The 18,225-nt window shown below is 69.6% G+C and carries 17 protein-coding genes and 1 pseudogene; 15 read left to right on the top strand and 3 right to left on the bottom strand.

Annotated features, from left to right (window positions below; genetic code table 11):
• Positions 1-88: 88 nt before the first annotated feature.
• The 8 genes and pseudogenes from J7E91_RS24570 (at position 89) to J7E91_RS24535 (ending at position 6,693) form a co-directional block, all read left to right on the top strand.
• A complete protein-coding gene (locus tag J7E91_RS24570) occupies positions 89-733 on the top strand; it encodes an HAD family phosphatase (protein ID WP_214908375.1) in 645 nt (214 codons plus the stop codon).
• A gap of 43 nt (positions 734-776) precedes the next feature.
• Positions 777-1,502: pseudogene (locus J7E91_RS24565) on the top strand (hypothetical protein).
• A complete protein-coding gene (locus J7E91_RS24560; protein WP_214908374.1) occupies positions 1,471-2,646 on the top strand; it encodes an acetoin utilization protein AcuC in 1,176 nt (391 codons plus the stop codon). The pseudogene J7E91_RS24565 and the gene J7E91_RS24560 overlap by 32 nt, the downstream one beginning before the upstream one ends.
• 333 nt (positions 2,647-2,979) lie before the next feature.
• Positions 2,980-3,795 carry a phosphatase gene (locus J7E91_RS24555; protein WP_214908373.1) on the top strand — a complete coding sequence of 272 codons (816 nt, stop codon included), beginning with the start codon at positions 2,980-2,982 and terminating at the stop codon, positions 3,793-3,795.
• 127 nt (positions 3,796-3,922) lie between these two features.
• Positions 3,923-4,135 (top strand): helix-turn-helix domain-containing protein, encoded by a 213-nt coding sequence (locus J7E91_RS24550; RefSeq protein WP_187283169.1) that lies wholly within the window; start codon positions 3,923-3,925, stop codon positions 4,133-4,135.
• A 110-nt stretch (positions 4,136-4,245) separates the two neighbouring features.
• The gene (locus tag J7E91_RS24545) at positions 4,246-4,344 is read left to right on the top strand and encodes a 30S ribosomal protein bS22 (protein ID WP_003948845.1); all 99 of its coding nucleotides are present in this window, start codon (positions 4,246-4,248) and stop codon (positions 4,342-4,344) included.
• Between the two features lie 194 nt (positions 4,345-4,538).
• Positions 4,539-5,582 (top strand): NAD-dependent epimerase/dehydratase family protein, encoded by a 1,044-nt coding sequence (locus tag J7E91_RS24540; RefSeq protein WP_214908372.1) that lies wholly within the window; start codon positions 4,539-4,541, stop codon positions 5,580-5,582.
• 1 nt (position 5,583) lies between these two features.
• Entirely contained in the window at positions 5,584-6,693 is a 1,110-nt protein-coding gene (locus J7E91_RS24535) for a lysophospholipid acyltransferase family protein (protein WP_214908370.1), read from the top strand.
• Between the two features lie 74 nt (positions 6,694-6,767).
• Here the strand turns inward: J7E91_RS24535 and J7E91_RS24530 are convergent, their stop codons facing one another.
• From J7E91_RS24530 to J7E91_RS24520, 3 genes are all read right to left on the bottom strand, one after another.
• Complete coding sequence (locus J7E91_RS24530) at positions 6,768-7,982, bottom strand: DUF5667 domain-containing protein (RefSeq protein ID WP_214908369.1); 1,215 nt, start codon at positions 7,980-7,982, stop codon at positions 6,768-6,770.
• A 257-nt stretch (positions 7,983-8,239) separates the two neighbouring features.
• Entirely contained in the window at positions 8,240-9,022 is a 783-nt protein-coding gene (locus J7E91_RS24525; RefSeq protein WP_214908368.1) for an ECF subfamily RNA polymerase sigma factor, BldN family, read from the bottom strand.
• A gap of 342 nt (positions 9,023-9,364) precedes the next feature.
• Positions 9,365-10,336: an HAD family phosphatase gene (locus J7E91_RS24520; RefSeq protein ID WP_214908367.1), complete on the bottom strand. Its 972-nt coding sequence runs from the start codon at positions 10,334-10,336 to the stop codon at positions 9,365-9,367.
• Between the two features lie 139 nt (positions 10,337-10,475).
• On the opposite strand from J7E91_RS24520, the gene J7E91_RS24515 reads away from it, so the two are divergent.
• The 7 genes from J7E91_RS24515 to J7E91_RS24485 all read left to right on the top strand — a co-directional run bounded on the left by J7E91_RS24515 (position 10,476) and on the right by J7E91_RS24485 (position 18,160).
• Positions 10,476-10,757, top strand: a complete 282-nt coding sequence (locus tag J7E91_RS24515) for a glutaredoxin family protein (protein WP_214908365.1) — start codon at positions 10,476-10,478, stop codon at positions 10,755-10,757.
• A 305-nt stretch (positions 10,758-11,062) separates the two neighbouring features.
• Positions 11,063-11,845 carry a redox-sensing transcriptional repressor Rex gene (locus J7E91_RS24510; protein WP_028815289.1) on the top strand — a complete coding sequence of 261 codons (783 nt, stop codon included), beginning with the start codon at positions 11,063-11,065 and terminating at the stop codon, positions 11,843-11,845.
• Positions 11,842-13,464: a glutamyl-tRNA reductase gene (locus tag J7E91_RS24505; RefSeq protein WP_214908363.1), complete on the top strand. Its 1,623-nt coding sequence runs from the start codon at positions 11,842-11,844 to the stop codon at positions 13,462-13,464. The genes J7E91_RS24510 and J7E91_RS24505 overlap by 4 nt, the downstream gene beginning before the upstream one ends.
• The gene (gene hemC, locus J7E91_RS24500; protein WP_214908362.1) at positions 13,461-14,420 is read left to right on the top strand and encodes a hydroxymethylbilane synthase; all 960 of its coding nucleotides are present in this window, start codon (positions 13,461-13,463) and stop codon (positions 14,418-14,420) included. Before J7E91_RS24505 ends, hemC begins: the two co-directional genes overlap by 4 nt.
• Positions 14,417-16,084 (top strand): bifunctional uroporphyrinogen-III C-methyltransferase/uroporphyrinogen-III synthase, encoded by a 1,668-nt coding sequence (locus J7E91_RS24495; RefSeq protein WP_214908361.1) that lies wholly within the window; start codon positions 14,417-14,419, stop codon positions 16,082-16,084. The genes hemC and J7E91_RS24495 overlap by 4 nt, the downstream gene beginning before the upstream one ends.
• Positions 16,085-16,213: 129 nt before the next feature.
• Positions 16,214-17,215 (top strand): porphobilinogen synthase, encoded by a 1,002-nt coding sequence (gene hemB / locus J7E91_RS24490; RefSeq protein ID WP_214908360.1) that lies wholly within the window; start codon positions 16,214-16,216, stop codon positions 17,213-17,215.
• Between the two features lie 165 nt (positions 17,216-17,380).
• Entirely contained in the window at positions 17,381-18,160 is a 780-nt protein-coding gene (locus J7E91_RS24485) for an SDR family NAD(P)-dependent oxidoreductase (protein WP_214908359.1), read from the top strand.
• Positions 18,161-18,225 lie beyond the last annotated feature (65 nt).

The following is an 18,225-nucleotide window of genomic DNA, read 5'->3' as shown; positions in this document are numbered from 1 at the left end:
AGAGTAGGACGCCGCCGAACAAATTTTATGCCCCGGCCCCTGGACTTATGTCCAGGGGCCGGGGCTTTTTTGCGTTTAAGGTCAAGTCATGCGCTACGACCTCATCATCTTCGACAACGACGGCGTCCTCGTGGACAGTGAGCCGATCTCCAACACCGTCCTCGCCGGCTACCTGAGCGAGCTTGGCCACCCCACCTCGTACGAGGATTCGCTACGGGACTACATGGGTGGTGCCGTGCACCGGATCCACGATGTTGTGCTGGAACGGACCGGGCGGCGGCTGCCCGACGACTTCGACAAGACCCTGCACGCCCGGATCTTCGCCGCCTTCGAGCAGGAGCTGAAGCCCGTCGCCGGGGCGGAGGAATTGCTGGGGAAGTTGGTGGCGGACGGGGTGTCGTACTGCCTCGCATCGTCCGGAAGTCATGAGCGGATTCGGGTCGGGCATCTGGTGACGGGGCTCGACGAGTGGTTCGAGGACAGCTGGATTTTCAGCTCGCAGGATGTCGGGCGGGGCAAGCCGGCGCCTGACCTCTTCCTTCACGCCGCAGAACGAATGGGCGTACCGGCGGACCGGTGTGTCGTGGTGGAGGACAGTCAGCTCGGGGTGGAGGCGGCCAGGGCCGCCGGGATGGATGTGTACGGCTTCACGGCCATGACTCCGGCCGACCGGCTTTCGGGGGCGACCGGGCTCTTCTCGGAGTTGGGGGAGCTGCGGAGATTGCTTGCCTGATCGATCTACCGATCAGTAGGTGGCAGGCCTACGCTGTGCCGCCATGACAGACATGCGCCTGCGGCGCGGCAGGGCTTCCTTGGGGTTGAGCTTCTTCGCGCAGGGCGTGGCTTTTGCGCTGCTCGTGACGCGGCTGCCCGCGATTCAGGACCGGTACGGGATATCCGACGGGCTCCTGCCGGTCTTCCTGGCCGGCGTGCCGATTCTGGCGGGTGTCGGCAGCGTCGTGACTGAGCAGCTGGTGAAGCGGGTCAGGCCCAGCGCCGTACTGCGGTGGTCGCAGCCGGTCGTGCTGCTGGCGCTTGTCGGGGTGGGGGCCGGCCGTGAGATGTGGCAAGTGGCCGTCGCGCTGGGGTGTTCGGGGCGGCGGTCGGGGCGTTGGACGCGGCCATGAACATGCTGGGCGTGAGCCTTCAGCGGGCGTACGGGCGCAGCATCATGCTCGGGTTTCATGCGGCGTACAGCCTCGGGGGGATTGTCGGGGCGTCGCTCGCGTGGGTGGGGGCGCACTGGGATCTGGCGCTGGTCGTTTCGTATCTGCCTGTGGTGGCTGTGTTGTTGCCTGCGGCGTTTGTCGGCAGTCGGTGGTACGTCGATGGTGGGGGCGCCGTTGGTGGGGGCGCTGGGGGATGGGTGGAGCTATCGGGGGGCGATGCTCGTGCCGATGGTTCTGGTGCTGGTGACGCTGGTGTACGCCCGTTCATTCGGGTCCGGGAGCGACCGATACGGTGGCGGGCATGAGCGGGCGCGCACTGTTGATGTGGGATGACGCGGTAACCGGCTACAACTTCGGGGCCAGTCATCCGATGGACCCGGTCAGGCTCGACCTGACCATGGGGCTCGTACGGGCGTACGAGCTGGACCGGGCGGTGGATGTGGTCGCCGCGCCGGCTGCGGGGGACTCGACGCTGCGGCTCGTGCACCGCGAGGACTATGTGGCGGCGGTTCGGGCGGCTTCGGCGGATCCGCGGGGAGCTGATCAGGCGTATGGGCTCGGGACCGTTGATGATCCGGCCTTCGCGGGGATGCATGAGGCTTCCGCGCTGATCGCCGGGCAGTCAGTGGGGGCGGCGGAGGCGGTCTGGCGGGGGGAGGCCGCGCACGCGGTGAACTTCGCGGGTGGGCTGCATCACGCGATGCCGGGGGGTGCGGCGGGGTTCTGCATTTACAACGACGCGGCGCTCGCGATCGCGCGGCTGCTGGAGCTCGGAGCGGAGCGGGTCGCGTATGTGGATGTGGACGTGCACCACGGGGACGGGGTGCAGGCGGCGTTCTGGGAGGACCCGCGGGTGCTGACGGTGTCGCTGCACGAGCATCCGCGGACGCTGTTTCCGGGGACCGGGTGGCCGGAGGAGACGGGCGCGAGCGGGGCGGCCGAGGGCTCGGCCGTGAACGTGGCGCTGCCGGCGGGGACGGGGGACGCGGGGTGGCTGCGGGCGTTCCATGCGGTCGTACCGGAGCTGCTGGCGGACTTTCGGCCTCAGGTGCTGGTTACGCAGCACGGGGCGGATACGCACTTCGAGGATCCGCTGGCGCATTTGGCTGTTTCGCTGGATGCGCAGCGGGCGGTGCAGACGGCGTGTCATGAGCTCGCGCACGAGTACGTGGAGGGTGGGGCGTGGGTTGCGCTGGGGGGTGGGGGATATGCGGTGGTGGATGTCGTGCCGCGGTCCTGGACGCATCTGGTGGGGATCGCGGCGCATCGGCCGGTTGATCCGGAGTCGGTGATTCCGGCGTCTTGGCGGGACGAAGTGTATGCGCGTACACGGCAGTTGGGGCCGGGGCGGATGACGGACGGGGTGGTGCCGGTGTGGGACGGGTGGGACGCGGGGTACGACCCTGCGGATCGGCTGGACCAGGCGGTGCTGGCGGCTCGGCGAGCGGCGTTTCCCTTGCGGGGGTTGTTGGCGTAGGGCGGGTGCGGGTGCGGGTGCGGGTGCGGGTGCGGGTGCGGCGGGTGCGGGCTCTGGGCCGCTGCGCGGGGCTTTCCCCTACCCGCCCCTTCCCGAACTGGGGGCAAGCCCCCAGACCCCGGACGCCCTGCGGGCTTGTCCTCAAGCGCCGGACGGGCTTGGGGGTGGTGGGTGCGGGGGTTGGGGCAAGCCCCCAGACGCCGGACGCCCTGTGGGCTTGTCCTCAAGCGCCGGACGGGCTTGAGGGTCGGCTTGAGGTGGGGGTTAGGCCAAGTGTGGTGAGTGTCGGGGAATTTGGGGAAAGCGCGGTGGGGGTGCGGGAGCATCGGGAGGGTGTTGAGTACCGGCGCTTTGCGTGCGCATCTGTTGGCGACCCGGCTGGCCGGGACCGTGGCCACCTCTCGGGAGGCAAGCCTGCGGAGCTACCGGCTGTTCGCCGCGCGGGACCCCCGGGTGATGCTCGGACTCGATCCCGAAGGGGCGTGGGGCGAGCTCGAGGTGATGGCGCTGATGGCGGACAGGTGTGGAGTGTCCGGTGACCCGGGGTGGGTCAGCGGGGCTGATGTGATCGATCCGGAGCGGACGCTGGCCGGGCTGGAGGCGTTCGCGGGGCGGCTCGGGGAAGCCGCCGCGCAGGGGGTGCCGGTGCTGTTCGGGACCGGACATCCGCATCGGCTGCTCGGTTTCTACGCCGAACTCGCAGACGCCTTGTCGGCGGCGGGGTGTCTTGTCCTCACACCCGCGCAGGGGCGATGTGTCGACATAACGACCCGGTTCGGGGTACGCACGTACAACCTTGACTACGTACGAGGAGTAGCGCTGGTGCGCGAACCCGGCGCGCGGGGCCCCGTGAGTGATACCGGCGCACACAGCCATTCACCCCTCCCGGTTAGGGTCGCGCTGGCCGCCGCGGGGGAGGCGGGAGGGCCCTTGCCCGGGCTTGTCGTCGGGGACCACGGGTGGGTCTGCGGTGCAGGTCAGTTGGGGTTTGAGGCCATTGGGCTCGCCGATACCGATGATCCCGCGCTGTTCGTCGGAGAGGCCGAGGGGCGGGTGTCCGTCGCCGTTCCGCTTGATGATGCTGTGCGGTCTGATTACTACCGACCGCTTACTCGCTATGTACTCAATCGGGCGTGTCTGTCACGGTAGCGGACCGATGGCTGCTCCTCTTCCCCACTCGCATCACCCGCCCCTACTCTGGGAGTGAGCGCACAACGACGAAGAGTCACCGGAGGGGAAGCCGGTGCGCGTCGGGTGCGGAAGGTACAGGTGGGTCATGGCTGCTGGCAACGAGAGGCCTCTCAACGAGGTCAAGTTTCTGACCGTGGCGGAAGTCGCCTCGGTGATGCGAGTGTCGAAGATGACCGTGTACCGCTTGGTGCACAGCGGTCATCTGCCGGCGATCCGGGTGGGCAGGTCCTTCCGGGTTCCGGAGCAAGCAGTTCACGAGTACCTCCGCGAGTCCTTTGTGGGGGTGGAATCGGCCTGACGGCGGCCTCGGATTACGTCCCTCTCTCGGTGGCGGGTAGGCTAGGCCCTCGTAGGTCGTGTGGGCCCAGACGCCCCGCACCGAGTGAAGAGAAGTGAGCGAGGGTAGTCGTGGGCTCTGTTATCAAGAAGCGGCGTAAGCGGATGGCCAAGAAGAAGCACCGCAAGCTGCTCAAGCGCACCCGCGTTCAGCGTCGCAACAAGAAGTAAGCGGCCGCTGTACGTGTCTTCGCAGCCCTTCCACCGTCATGGTGGGAGGGCTGTGGTGCGTTGTGGACCTTGCGGCTCATGCGGCTCATGTAGCCCATGTGTGTCTGCTGTCACTTCAGGTGCCGTGCGGTCATCACAGCGCAACGTCCAGCCGCTACGGTGGCGCTAGGGGAGACCGAGGGAAGGCGCTGATCTTGGGCAAGGTCGTGCTCGTCACAGGGGTGGCCCGGCAGCTGGGCGGCCGTTTCGTACGGCGCATCCAGCGCGATCCCGACGTGGACCGGGTGGTCGGAGTCGACGCGATCCCGCCTGAGCACCACCTGGGTGGCGCGGACTTCGTGCAGGCGGACATCCGCCAGCCCGCCATCGCGCGCGTGCTCGCCGAGCACGGCGTCGACACCGTCGTCCACATGGACGTCACCGGTACGCCGCTGGGCTCCGGCGGCAGCCGTACGTCGGTGAAGGAAACCAACGTCATCGGCACCATGCAGCTGCTCGGTGCCTGCCAGAAGTCGCCGACCGTGCAGCGGCTCGTCGTGAAGTCCAGTACGAGCGTGTACGGGTCGGCGCCGCGCGATCCCGCCGTCTTCACCGAGACCACGTCGCCGAAGTCGTTGCCCAGCGGAGGCTTCGCCAAGGACGCGGTCGAGGTCGAGGGGTACGTACGGGGCTTCGCGCGCCGGCGGCCCGATGTGGCCGTGTGTGTGCTCCGATTCGCCAACATTCTCGGGCCCTGCGCCGACTCTCCGCTGGCTGACTACTTTTCGCTGCCGGTGCTTCCCACGGTGTTCGGGTACGACCCGCGGCTGCAGTTCGTCCATGAGGACGACGTCATCGATGTGCTGCGCATCGCCTCGCACGACCCGCGGCGCTCCACGATGAACAGCGGCACCTTCAATATCGCCGGCGACGGTGTGCTGACGCTCTCTCAGTGCTCGCGGCGGCTCGGGCGGCCGACTGTGCCGGTGCTGCTGCCCGCCGTCACCTGGGTCGGGTCCGCGCTGCGGACCGTCGGGGTGACCGACTTCTCGCCCGAGCAGATCCGGCTGCTGACGCATGGACGGGTCGTCAGAACCACCCAGATGCGCGAGACACTGGGTTTTGAGCCCAAGTACACGACCGCGGAGGCCTTCTCCGACTTCGTACGCAGCCGGGGCGCCGGCCTGCTGCCGCCCGAGGCGATTGGCCGTACCGTCGACCGGCTCTCCACTCTCGTCGTCAGCAAGGAGCGCATCTGACATGGCCGATGCCAAGGTCATCCCCTTCGGTGACGATCCGCGGACCAGGCGGGTCCGGCCCAAGTCCAAGGACGCCGGTGCGGGTGGTGCCGGTGCCGGTGGCGGCGCCGCCGGCAAGGAGGCCAAGGGGAAGCGGCCTCCCGGGCGCAAGGGAGGGCCGCTCGCGCCCGTACCGGAGCAGCACGCGGCGCCGGACGACGCGGCGGTCGAGGCGGTCGCCAAGGCCGCACTGGTGGCGCCGGAGGAGCCGGCTGCGGATCCGGGTGGCGGGGGTGGCTGGGACCGGCGGATCGCGGGTGGGCTCGCGTTCTTGCGGCGGCGGCTCACCGGGGACTACGAGGTCGACGAGTTCGGGTACGACGAGGAGCTCACCGACAAGGTCCTGATGTCGATGATCAGGCCCTTGTACGAGAAGTACTTCCGGGTTGAGGTCAAGGGCATCGAGAACATCCCGGCGGAGGGCGGGGCGCTCATCGTCGCCAACCACTCGGGGACGCTGCCGCTGGACGGGCTGATGCTCCAGGCCGCGGTGCACGACAAGCACCCGGACGGGCGGCACGTGCGGCTGCTCGCGGCGGACTTGGTTTTCATGCTGCCGGTCGTGAACGAGCTGGCGCGCAAGGCCGGGCACACGCTGGCCTGCGCGGAGGACGCGGAGGAGCTGCTGCGGCGGGGTGAGGTCGTCGGGGTGATGCCGGAGGGCTTCAAGGGGATCGGGAAGCCGTTCAGCGAGCGGTACAAGCTGCAGCGGTTCGGGCGGGGCGGGTTCGTCTCCACCGCGCTGCGGGCGGGGGCGCCGATTGTGCCCTGCTCGATCGTGGGGGCTGAGGAGATCTACCCGATGATCGGGAACGCGCGGACGCTGGCGCGCGTGCTGGGGATTCCGTACTTCCCTCTCACGCCAACGTTCCCCTGGCTGGGGCCGCTGGGGGCCGTGCCGCTGCCCACGAAGTGGACGATTCAGTTCGGGGAGCCCATTCCTACGGATGGTTATCCGGCGGAGGCGGCGGAGGACCCGATGCTGATGTTCAACCTGACGGATCAGGTGCGGGAGCAGATCCAGCACACGCTGTACAAGCTGCTGGTGCAGCGGCGGTCTGTTTTCTTCTGAGGGGACCTGAGGGGAAGGGTGTGGGCCCGGTCTCCGGAGAGAGCGGGCCCACGGGTGTAGCTGGGTGCCTGGTGTTACGGCGCGTTCTCCTCCTCGATGCCCAGGCCCGGCAGGATTCCGGGGAGCAGCGGGGGGACCGTGACGTCCGGGACCGGCGGGTTGTTGCGGTCCTTGTCCTTGGAGGACGGTGACGACGGGGTCGTCGTGTCGGCCGACGGGGGGTCCAGGAGGTCGCCGGGGGCGCCGCCGATGAGGCCGTCGTCCTCGGCGCTGCTCCGGGGAGCCGACGGGTGGGGCTTGCTGTCGCCGCCCGTTCGGCCGCCGGAGGATGTGGTGCTGGAAGGAGCAGCGGGGCGGTCGGTGCCCGGTGTGCCCGTACGGTCCTGGGTGGAGCCGCCGGGGCGGCCGGGATTCTCGGGTGACTTCGGGGCGCGCGGAAGGAGTGACTGGAGCGGGGCCACCTCTTCGTCTATGGCGTCGAAGACCGAGCTCACCTGCTCACCCACATCGGCCAGCTGCACCGGCAGCCTCTCGCGCAGGCTGCTCCATGCTTCGCGGTGCGACTTGGCGAACGACGACAGGGCCTGGATGGAGCCGATCGAGCCGTCACGCTCGTAGGCCCTGGTGAGAAGGCGGTGACCCTCGCCGGCGTCGTGCGTCATCCCGCTCAGCGTGCGCCTGACCTCGCCCAGCTGTTCGTGGTCCAGCTCGGCGGCCCGGCCGCGCTCCATGAGGCGGCGAGCCTCCATGAGTCGGGTCGCCGCCTTGTCGAGATAGATCTCGCCACGGTCGGCGTCGTCGCCGGCCATGCCGAGCTTGACGTCTTCCATGCCTCGCTTCAGCCCGTACAGCGAATCACCCGGCAGGGCGTCGGAACTCGCAGCGGCCACTCCGCTGAAGGCTCCTGCGGCCACACCGACGGTGAGCCCGCCCGCGGCAATGCCCTTCGACCAGCGGGAGCGCGGGCGCAGCTTCCGGAGCGGGGAAGCCCGGTGGGTTCCCCGTCCGGTCCGCTGCTCGGGCACCGTAGGGCCCGTCGGTGCGCCGCTCTCGGCGACCATCGCTTCCATGGCGGCGATGAGCTGTGCCCGCTGGACGACTTTGACCTCGGGGTCCAGCTCCGGTGACGGCAGCTCGCCGAGACCGTTCGCCAGGGCCAGAAGCCGTGCGGCCTCTGGGCCTTCGGCCGTTTCTTCGGGCTGATCTGCCGCCGTGCCCTGGGGCGTCTGTGCCTCCAGCGCCTGGGCGAAGGCGTTCGCCCGCCGGTGCGCCGATACGTTCGCGATCACTGGCGGCACCTCCTCTCGTCATGACGATCGACTCCCCTGGGGGTCCGGAAGGTTGCACGCCATGAGCACATCCACACGATCGAGTGAGTGGCTGCGGGCATGGCGTGACCGCAGGGAGCCTGCATCCCGCACAACGAGCGTCGCGGCACTTGGGTTACGCGCGAAGGATGATCCGACCACAACGTCATGGAGGGTCATGGAGACATTACCGACCGTGAGTAACGGTCGGCCGATCGGCGGGCGTGCGCGGGCGCGTGTCAGCGGGCGTCGTCGGGCAGGAGCCGGGCCAGGGTACGGACGGCCCGGTACTGGAGGGTCTTGATCGCGCCCTCGTTCTTCCCCATGACGCGAGCCGTCTCGGCGACCGAGAGGCCCTGCAGGAAGCGCAGGGTCACGCACTCCTGCTGCTGCGGGTTGAGCTTGCGGACCGCTTCCAGGAGGGCCGCGTTCGAGAGGGATTCGAGGACGGAGTCCTCCGGGCTGCGCTCGACCTCGTTGGCGTCGAGCATTTCGCCGGTGGTCACTTCGAGACGGAACCGGCTCGATTTGAAGTGGTCGGCGACCAGGTTGCGGGCGATGGTGACCAGCCAGGCGCCGAAGTCACGGCCCTGCCAGGTGAAGGTGGAGATGCGGCGCAGGGCGCGCAGGAACGTCTCGCTCGTCAGGTCTTCCGCGGTCGCCTTTCCGCCGACGCGGTAATAGATGTAGCGGTAGACCGTGTCGCTGTACTGGTCGTAGAGGCGGCCGAACGCATCGGCCTCGCCGGCCTGAGCGCGTTCGACGAGGTCCATCATGCGTGCGCTGTCGCTGTCGGCGCTGGGCCGACGGGCGGTGGACGTGCCGGTGCCCGAGCCGGCGCCGCGGCTGCGTCTGGCGACCGCCGCACCGCCGTCGGCCAGGGCATAGCAGGGGCCGACAAGTGCAGGGGTGGCAAGGGCGGGGACGGCGTACGCGGTGGGGACGAAGCCGCGCAAGCGGTCCACGACCGTTGCGCGCAGCGTAGCCAGGCCCGAGGCGTCAACCCCGACGTGTGGGTACACGGGACTCCCAGAGGCAGAGCTTCCAACACGTTCAGTGCTAGACCGGTCACTCGTCGTGCTGACGGGTGGGGTCCGGTATGCGTCTGAGGAGAATAACGCTTCGTACAGGCAGCGCTACACCCAGTTGCTAAAATCATCGATTCCGTCGCTTCTCTTGCGTCTACGCGGCGGTTCGAGGAGCAGTTCGTGATCAGTTATTGACCGGATCACTTCGTAATCTGCGTGATTGCTGGGTGCGTTGTGCCCGAGTGGGAGTAACAGGACTGGCGGGAGCCGAGGGAGGGTAGGGACCTGGGATTGCGTGTCGCCCGCCGGGCCTGTCGTGCGGCGCGGGGGCCGCCGCTAGCGGCGGCGGCGGTGCAGGGCCATGGCGGCCGCGGTGCCGCCGGCGATGGCGCCGACGCCGGCGGCGGCCGGGATGCCGACCTTGGCGGCCTTGCGGCCGGTCCGGTAGTCGCGCAGCCGCCACTCACGTTCGCGGGCGTACCTGCGCAGTTTCGCGTCGGGATTGATCGCGTACGGATGCCCGACGAGCGACAGCATCGGGATGTCGTTGTGGGAGTCGCTGTACGCCGCGCAGCGGTCCAGGTCGAGGCCCTCGGCGGCGGCCAGGGCGCGGACCGCCTCGGCCTTCGCGGGGCCGTGCAGGGGCTCGCCGACGAGCTTGCCCGTATAAACGCCGTCGACGGACTCGGCGACCGTGCCCAGCGCGCCGGTCAGGCCGAGGCGGCGGGCGATGATCGTGGCCGTCTCGACGGGGGCGGCGGTGACCAGCCAGACCTTCTGGCCCGCGTCGAGGTGGGCCTGGGCGAGGGCGCGGGTGCCGGGCCAGATGCGCTCGGCCATGTACTCGTCGTAGATCTCCTCGCCGATCGACATCAGCTCGGAGACGCGGTGGCCCTTCACGATGGACAGCGCGCTCTCGCGAGCGTCCTGCATGTGCTCGGGGTCCTCGACCCCGGCGAGCCGGAACCAGGCCTGCTGCCAGGCGAAGCGGGCCAGCTCCTGGCGCTGGAAGAACTTCCGCTTGTAGAGGCCGCGGCCGAAGTGGAAGATCGCGGCGCCCTGCATGACGGTGTTGTCGAGATCGAAGAACGCGGCGGCCCGGTCGTCGCCGACCACGGGGAACGCGGGCTCCGGCTCTGCGGGCTTGCCGGACGGCGCCGCGAGGAGTCCGTGGAGCTCTTCGAGCTCCTGCTGCTCCTGCTGCTCCTGCGATGTTTTGCGTGCTGCCTCGGCTGCTGCCTCGCCCGCCAGCACGCTCCGGGCTGTCGCCGAGCGCCTGCGGGGGGTGAGCCATCCCAGTGCGGCCATGTCGTGAGCATAGCCAGTCTGTTCGGTACTTCAGGACCTGCCGGGATGCGGCGGCGTGAACTCTCCGGGACGCCGGTGTTACGCGGGTGGGCCGGGCGTGACCGGTCAGGGCGAGGCCGGTCGGGGCGAGAATGGCGTTATGAGTCCCTTGTTGCGACGCGCGAATGCCAAGAGGAAGCCCGACGAGCGATTGGTCACGTTGGTCGGGAAGCCGGGGTGCCATCTCTGTGACGACGCGAGGGATGTGGTCAGGGAGGTCTGCGGGGCGCTCGGAGTGCCCTGGGAGGAGAAGGACATCACGCAGGACGAGGAGTTGAACCGGGCGTACTGGGAGCAGATCCCGGTCGTCCTGGTCGACGGCGAGCAGCACACCTTCTGGCGCGTGGACGCCGGGAGGCTGCGCAAGGTGCTGGAGGGCTGAGCGTCTGAGGGGCCGGGATGGCTGATGAGCTGCCTGAAAGACGGCTAGCATCATGGGCGATTTGAGCGGTCTCGGGGGCGTAGTCGTGAGGAGTGTGTACGGTTTTGCCCCCTTCGGATCTTCAACGAGCCCGGACGGTCCGTGGTTCCGGAATCGGCCGGGCGATGCGCGTGACCCCGGTCACTTTGGGCGGACAAAACGGACACCATCTTTGTGCACGCGTTCACAAAGGCATAGCCTGCATGCGACGGGGCGGTCCTGGTACATACGGCCGCCTGCAGCCCCGCTCATCCCGCAGGAGCACCGTGGCAACTGGCCGAACTCACCGACCGGCGACCCGTAGCCGAGGCATTCCCGAGGCCACCGTCGCCCGCCTTCCGCTGTATCTGCGCGCCCTGACAGCGCTCTCCGAGCGCTCGGTCCCCACGGTCTCCTCCGAGGAACTCGCCGCCGCGGCCGGGGTCAACTCCGCGAAGCTGCGCAAGGACTTCTCGTACCTCGGGTCCTATGGGACGCGTGGGGTCGGATACGACGTCGAGTACCTCGTCTACCAGATCTCCCGCGAGCTGGGCCTCACCCAGGACTGGCCGGTCGTCATCGTCGGCATCGGTAACCTCGGCGCCGCCCTCGCCAACTACGGCGGGTTCGCCTCCCGCGGCTTCCGCGTCGCCGCGCTCATAGACGCCGACCCCGCCATGGCGGGCAAGCCGGTCGCCGGGATTCCCGTACAGCACACCGACGATCTCGAGAAGATCATCAGTGACAACGGCGTCCACATCGGTGTGATCGCCACGCCGGCGGGCGCCGCCCAGCAGGTCAGCGAGCGCCTCATCGCCGCCGGTGTGACCTCGATCCTCAACTTCGCGCCGACCGTGCTGTCGGTGCCGGACGGGGTCGACGTACGCAAGGTCGACCTCTCCATCGAGCTCCAGATCCTCGCCTTCCACGAGCAGCGCAAGGCCGGCGAAGAAGCCGCCGCCGTGGCCGCCGCGACGGGCGACGTCGTGGCGCCGCCCCCGCTGCGCGGCAGCGCGGCCGCGAGCCGGAAGGGACCCGACGGGGACGTACCCGCCGTGATGCCGGCATGAGCCTTCTGGTAGTCGGGCTGAGTCACCGCAGCGCTCCGGTCAGCGTCCTGGAGCGGGCGTCGCTGACCGCCGAAGCGCAGGGCAAGCTGCTCCAGGACACGCTGGCCTCGGAGCCGGCGGTCGAGGCCGCCGTGCTCGCGACGTGCAACCGCATCGAGCTGTACGCCGACGTGGACAAGTTCCACGCCGGTGTCGCCGAGCTGTCCACGCTGCTCGCCCAGCACAGCGGCGTGGGGCTCGAAGAGCTCACTCCTTATCTGTACGTGCACTACGAGGACCGGGCCGTCCACCACCTGCTGTCGGTGGCGTGCGGGCTCGATTCGATGGTCGTCGGCGAGGGGCAGATCCTCGGCCAGATCAAGGACGCGCTCGCGCGGGGGCAGGAGCTCCACACCGCGGGCCGGCTCCTCAACGACCTCTTCCAGCAGGCGCTGCGCGTCGGCAAGCGGGCGCACTCCGAGACCGGCATCGACCGGGCCGGGCAGTCGCTCGTCACCTTCGGCCTCGAACAGCTCGCCGCGGGCAGTGGCATGCCGGTCGGCGAGTGGGCGGCGGGGAAGCGGGCGCTGGTGATCGGCGCGGGCTCGATGTCCTCGCTGGCCGCTGCGACGCTCGTACGCACCGGAGTGGCCGAAGTCGTCGTCGCGAACCGGACTCAGGCGCGGGCGGAGCGGCTGGCGGAGATCCTGGGCGAGTCGGGTGGCGTGGCGCGAGCCGTGCCGATGGCCGATGTGGCGCGGGAACTGACACGAGTCGACGTGGTCGTGTCCTGCACGGGCGCTACGGGTCTTGTGCTTACGGCGGAGAACGTCGCGAGCGCGCTCGGGGTGACGGTGGACCATGCCACGGCCACGGCCGCTGCTTCTGCGGTGGGCCGTGGTGCGGCGGGTGGGCCTGAGGGCTGCCCCGTGCCGGCTGATGCCGCTGGTGCGAGTGCGGGTGCTGGTGTGGCTGGTGCTGGTGCTGGTGCGGCTGCCGTGCCTGCCGCGCGGCAGGGCGCCGACGCCGGTTCCATGGAGCAGCACGGAGCCTGGGCCGACAACGGCACCGCCGCCGCTCAGGTGCGCAAGCGCGAGCAGGCCGGTGTGCGCACCGGTGCGCCGGTACGGCTCGCGCTGCTCGACCTCGCCATGCCCCGCGACATCGACGCCGGAGTACACCGGCTCGACGGCGTACGGCTGGTGGACATCGAGTCGCTGGCCGACGCTTCGGCCGACGCGCCCATGGCCGCCGATGTGGACCAGGTGCGGACCATCGTGTCCGACGAGGTCGCGGCCTTCGGCGCCGCCCAGCGGGCCGCGCAGATCACGCCCACCGTCGTCGCCCTGCGCAGCATGGCGGCCGACGTGGTGAGCAACGAGGTCGCCCGGCTCGAAGGGCGGCTTCCCGGACTGGACGGCAAGCAGCGCGCGGAGATCACGCAGACCGTGCGCCGTGTCGTCGACAAGCTCCTGCACGCGCCCACCGTGCGGGTCAAGCAGCTCGCCAGCGAGCCCGGCGGCGCCGGGTACGCGGACGCACTGCGCGAACTCTTCGACCTCGACCCGCAGACGGTCGCCGCCGTCAGCAGGGCCGACCTGAACGACACCCCTGACGGTGGGAATAGAGGGCGGGCATGACTACGGATGCCTTGAAGCTGGGGACCAGGCGCAGCAAGCTCGCCATGGCCCAGTCCGGACACGTCGCCGAGGCGGTGCGCCGGATCACGGGGCGACCCGTCGAGCTGGTGGAGATCACCACGTACGGAGACGTCTCGCGAGAGGCGCTCGCGCAGATCGGCGGTACGGGCGTCTTCGTGACCGCCCTGCGCGACGCGCTGCTGAGCGGTGAGGTGGACTTCGCGGTTCACTCCCTGAAAGACCTGCCGACCACCCAGCCGGACGATCTGACGCTGGCCGCCGTGCCGGAGCGTGAGGACCCGCGCGACGTGTTGGTCGCGAGGGACGGGCTGACTTTGGCCCAGCTGCCCGCAGGGTCCCGGGTGGGCACCGGATCGCCGCGCCGCATGGCGCAGCTCAATGCGTACGCGCGCGTCCACGGTCTCGACATCGAGACCGTGCCGATCCGCGGGAACATCGACACTCGTGTCGGATATGTACGGAGCGGGGAACTGGATGCGGTGGTTCTGGCCGCCGCCGGCCTCAACCGCATCGGCAGGATCGATGAAGTGACCGAGTTCCTTTCGGTCGATGTCGTCCTGCCCGCCCCCGGCCAGGGGGCCCTGGCAATCGAGTGCGCCGCCACGCGCGTCGAACTCGCTGCCGCGCTCGCCGAGCTCGACGACCCGCACACGCGGGTCGCCGTGACCGCCGAGCGATCCCTGCTCGCCGCCCTGGAGGCCGGTTGCAGCGCACCTGTGGGTGCCCTGGCCGACCTGCTGGCCGACGGACAGGTTGTCAACCAAATGCGCCTGCGCGGTGTCGTCGGTACCCCCGACGGTGCCGAGCTGGTGCAGCTGTCCACTACCGGTCCCGTACCCACGTCGCACAACGACGCGATCACTCTCGGACGCGAACTCGCGGACGAGATGCTCGCGAAGGGTGCGGCCGGTCTTATGGGGGAGCGAGCACAATGAGCCCCACCACCACCTCTACGCCAGTACCTTCGGCGTTCCCCGTATCCGGGCACGTCACATTCCTCGGCGCCGGACCCGGTGACCCCGGTCTGCTGACGCTGCGCGCCGTCGAGGCGCTCGCGAGCGCGGACGTGCTGATCGCCGAGCCACATGTGCTCGATGTCGTACGTACTCATGTCAGGGCGGGCGTAAGCACGCCACAGCTGACGGTGGTTGACGATGCGTCAACTGCCGCCGGTATCCCCGCGATCAGGGATGCGGTCAATCTTGTCATGGAGGCCGCACGGGGCGGCAGGCGGGTCGTCCGTGCGATCTCCGGCGACCCCGGCCTCGACGGCAACGCGGGCGAGGAGATGCTCGCCTGCGCCGCCGAGGGCATTCCCTTCGAGGTCGTTCCCGGCGTCGCGTCGGCGGTCGGCGTGCCGGCGTACGCCGGTGTGCCGCTGCGCGACGGGCGGGGCGCCGACGTGCGCTTCGTCGACGCCCGGACGGCTGATGACAGATGCTGGTCCGAGGTCGGGGCCAGCGACGCCACGGCTGTTGTCTCTACGACGCTGGACTCTGTCGCGGCCGCCGCGGGTGAGCTCGTCTCGGCCGGGCGCAAGCCCGATACGCCGATGAGTGTCACGGTGGCCGGTACGACGACGCGGCAGCGGACATGGAACGCGACGCTCGGTACGGTCGCCCAGGTCCTGAAGCAGGCGAAGGTGCTGCCTTCGCCCGAGGGCCACCAGCCCGTCATAGCCGTGGTCGGCGAGCGCAGCGCCGCTGCTCAGCGCGAGCAGTTGTCGTGGTTCGAGTCGAAGCCGCTGTTCGGGTGGCGGGTGCTGGTTCCGCGCACCAAGGAGCAGGCGGCGTCGCTCTCCGACCAGCTTCGGTCCTACGGAGCCGTGCCGCACGAGGTGCCGACGATCGCCGTCGAGCCGCCGCGTACCCCGCAGCAGATGGAGCGGGCGGTCAAGGGGCTCGTCACGGGGCGGTACGAGTGGATCGCTTTCACCAGCGTGAACGCGGTGAAGGCTGTCCGGGAGAAGTTCGAGGAGTACGGGCTCGATGCCCGTGCTTTCGCGGGGATCAAGGTCGCTGCGGTGGGTGAGCAGACGGCTGCCTCGCTGGTCGAGTTCGGCGTCAAGCCGGATCTCGTGCCGAGCGGGGAGCAGTCGGCGGCGGGGTTGCTTGAGGACTGGCCGCCGTACGACCCGGTCTTCGATCCGATCGACCGCGTTTTCCTGCCGCGGGCCGACATCGCGACGGAGACGCTGGTCGCCGGGCTGATCGAGCTCGGGTGGGAGGTCGACGACGTCACGGCGTACCGGACGGTGCGGGCTTCGCCGCCGCCGGCGGACACGCGTGAGGCGATCAAGGGCGGCGGGTTTGATGCCGTTCTGTTCACGTCGTCGAGCACGGTGCGGAATTTGGTCGGCATCGCGGGTAAGCCGCACAACGTAACCGTGATCGCGTGCATTGGTCCTGCTACCGCCAAGACGGCGGAGGAGCACGGGCTGCGGGTCGACGTTCTGTCGCCGGAGCCGTCGGTGCACAAGCTGGCCGAGGCGCTCGCGGCGTTCGGAACGCAGCGGCGCGAGGCGGCGATCGAGGCCGGCGAGCATGTGACGCGGCCGAGCGAGCGGCGGCCGGGGTCACGGCGGCGGCGGACCACTTAGGCGTTGGGCGCGGCGTGAGGGCCGGGACCTGGGCTTCGCCCCAGGTCCCGGCCCTCACGCGTCGGCTGGGGAAGGGTGCCGACGGGGTGACGGTAAAAGGAGTCGTTCCGGCGGCGTAGCGTGTTTGGCATGACTGTGTATGGATCCTTTCCCGGGGCCCGGCCCCGTCGGCTGCGTACCACCCCCGCCATGCGGCGCATGGTCGCCGAGAATCGACTGCACCCGGCCGATCTGATCCTTCCGGCGTTCGTACGGGAAGGCATCAGCGAGCCCGTGGCCATCTCGGCCATGCCGGGCGTCCAGCAGCACACGCTGGAGACGCTGCGCAAGGCGGCCGTCGAGGCCGTGGAGGCGGGTGTCGCGGGAATCATGCTGTTCGGCGTACCGGTTGATGAGAAGAAGGACGCCGCCGGGACGGCCGGTACCGACCCGGACGGGATCCTGCAGGTCGCGCTGCGGGAGGTGCGCAGTGAGGTGGGGGATGATCTCGTGATCATGTCCGACCTGTGCCTGGACGAGTACACCGACCATGGGCACTGCGGCGTCCTGGACGCGGACGGACGTATTGACAACGACGCGACGCTGGAGCGGTACGCCGAGATGGCGCAGGTCCAGGCGGACGCGGGCGCGCATGTGGTGGGTACCAGCGGAATGATGGACGGCCAGGTCGGGGTCGTTCGCGATGCGCTGGACACCATCGGCAAGGAGGACGTGTCGATTCTGGCGTACACGGTGAAGTACTCGTCCGCCTTTTACGGTCCGTTCCGTGAGGCGGTGGGGTCTTCGCTGCGGGGTGACCGCAAGACGTACCAGCAGGATCCGGCGAATCTGAGGGAGTCCATGCGCGAGCTGGCGCTGGATCTGGACGAGGGCGCCGACATGGTGATGGTGAAGCCGGCCGGGCCATACCTGGATGTGCTGGCGAAGGTCGCGGAAGCTGTGGACGTACCGGTCGCGGCGTACCAGATCAGTGGCGAGTACGCGATGATCGAGGCGGCGGCGGAGCGGGGCTGGATCGACCGGGAAAAGGCGATCATGGAGTCGCTGGTGGGGATCAAGCGCGCCGGCGCGAACATGATCCTGACGTACTGGGCGACCGAGGTCGCGCGTCGGGTCCGCCGGGAGCGGTAGGGCGGGGCGGGGTCGGGGGCGGACGTACCACTCGTTGCTTCTTGGTGGCTCGGTGGCTTGGCACCGGTGCTCATGAGATGGCCACACCTGCCCAGTTGATCTTCCCCGCCCAACGCGTTCCGCTCCGGGCACTGGCGCCGTGGACGTGCCGTCTAGGGTGCGGGCATGATCTCGCATAGCTACCTCTCCGAACTGTTCTCGCTGGACGGCCGGGTCGCCGTGGTGACGGGCGGCAGTTCCGGCATCGGCCGAGCGATCGCCGGGGCTCTCGCGCGAGCGGGGGCGAGCGTGGTCATCGTGGCGCGCAAGGAGTCAGAACTGACCGCCACGGTCAACGAGCTGGCGGTGGACGGCTGCCGGGCGGCCTGGGTGAGCGCCGACCTGAGCACGCGTGACGGGGTGCGCGCGGCGGCGGAGCAGGCGGCCGAGGTATTCGGCGAGCCCGACATTCTCGTCAACAGCGCTGGGATCAACCTGCGGCCACCGATGGGTGAGCTGGGCGAGGAGGTGTGGGACGCCACGATGGCGGTGAACCTGGAGGCGCCCTACTTGTTGGGCCAGCGTTTCGGGCCCGGCATGGCCGAGCGGGGCTTCGGGCGGATCATCCACATCACCTCCCAGCAGGCGCACCGGGCATTCGTCCAGAGCGGCGCCTACGGCGTCTCCAAGGGGGCGCTGGAGTCGCTGGCCCGCTCTCAGGCTGAGGCGTGGTCGCCCCACGGCGTCACCTGCAACACGCTGGTGCCGGGCTTCGTCATGACCCCGCTCAATGCGCGGTTGTCCTCCGACCCGGGGAAGGTGGCGGCGCTGGCCGCGCGCACGATGGTCGGGCGCAACGGCGTGGCCGAGGACTTCGCCGGGGCGGCAGTGTTCCTGGCCGGCCGCGCCTCCGGCTACGTCACCGGGCAGGCGATCTTCGTCGACGGCGGGTTCTCCGTTCACTGAGCCCAGCACCGAAGGAAAACCGAACCAACTGGGGATCGGGATCGGCATCAGCGTGTGAAGACACG

This window comes from Streptomyces sp. ISL-99, from assembly GCF_018614005.1.
GTDB classification, from domain to species: domain Bacteria; phylum Actinomycetota; class Actinomycetes; order Streptomycetales; family Streptomycetaceae; genus Streptomyces; species Streptomyces flavidovirens.
Note: the sequence above shows the minus strand (reverse complement) of the source record. Positions and strands in the feature narration are given on the sequence as shown.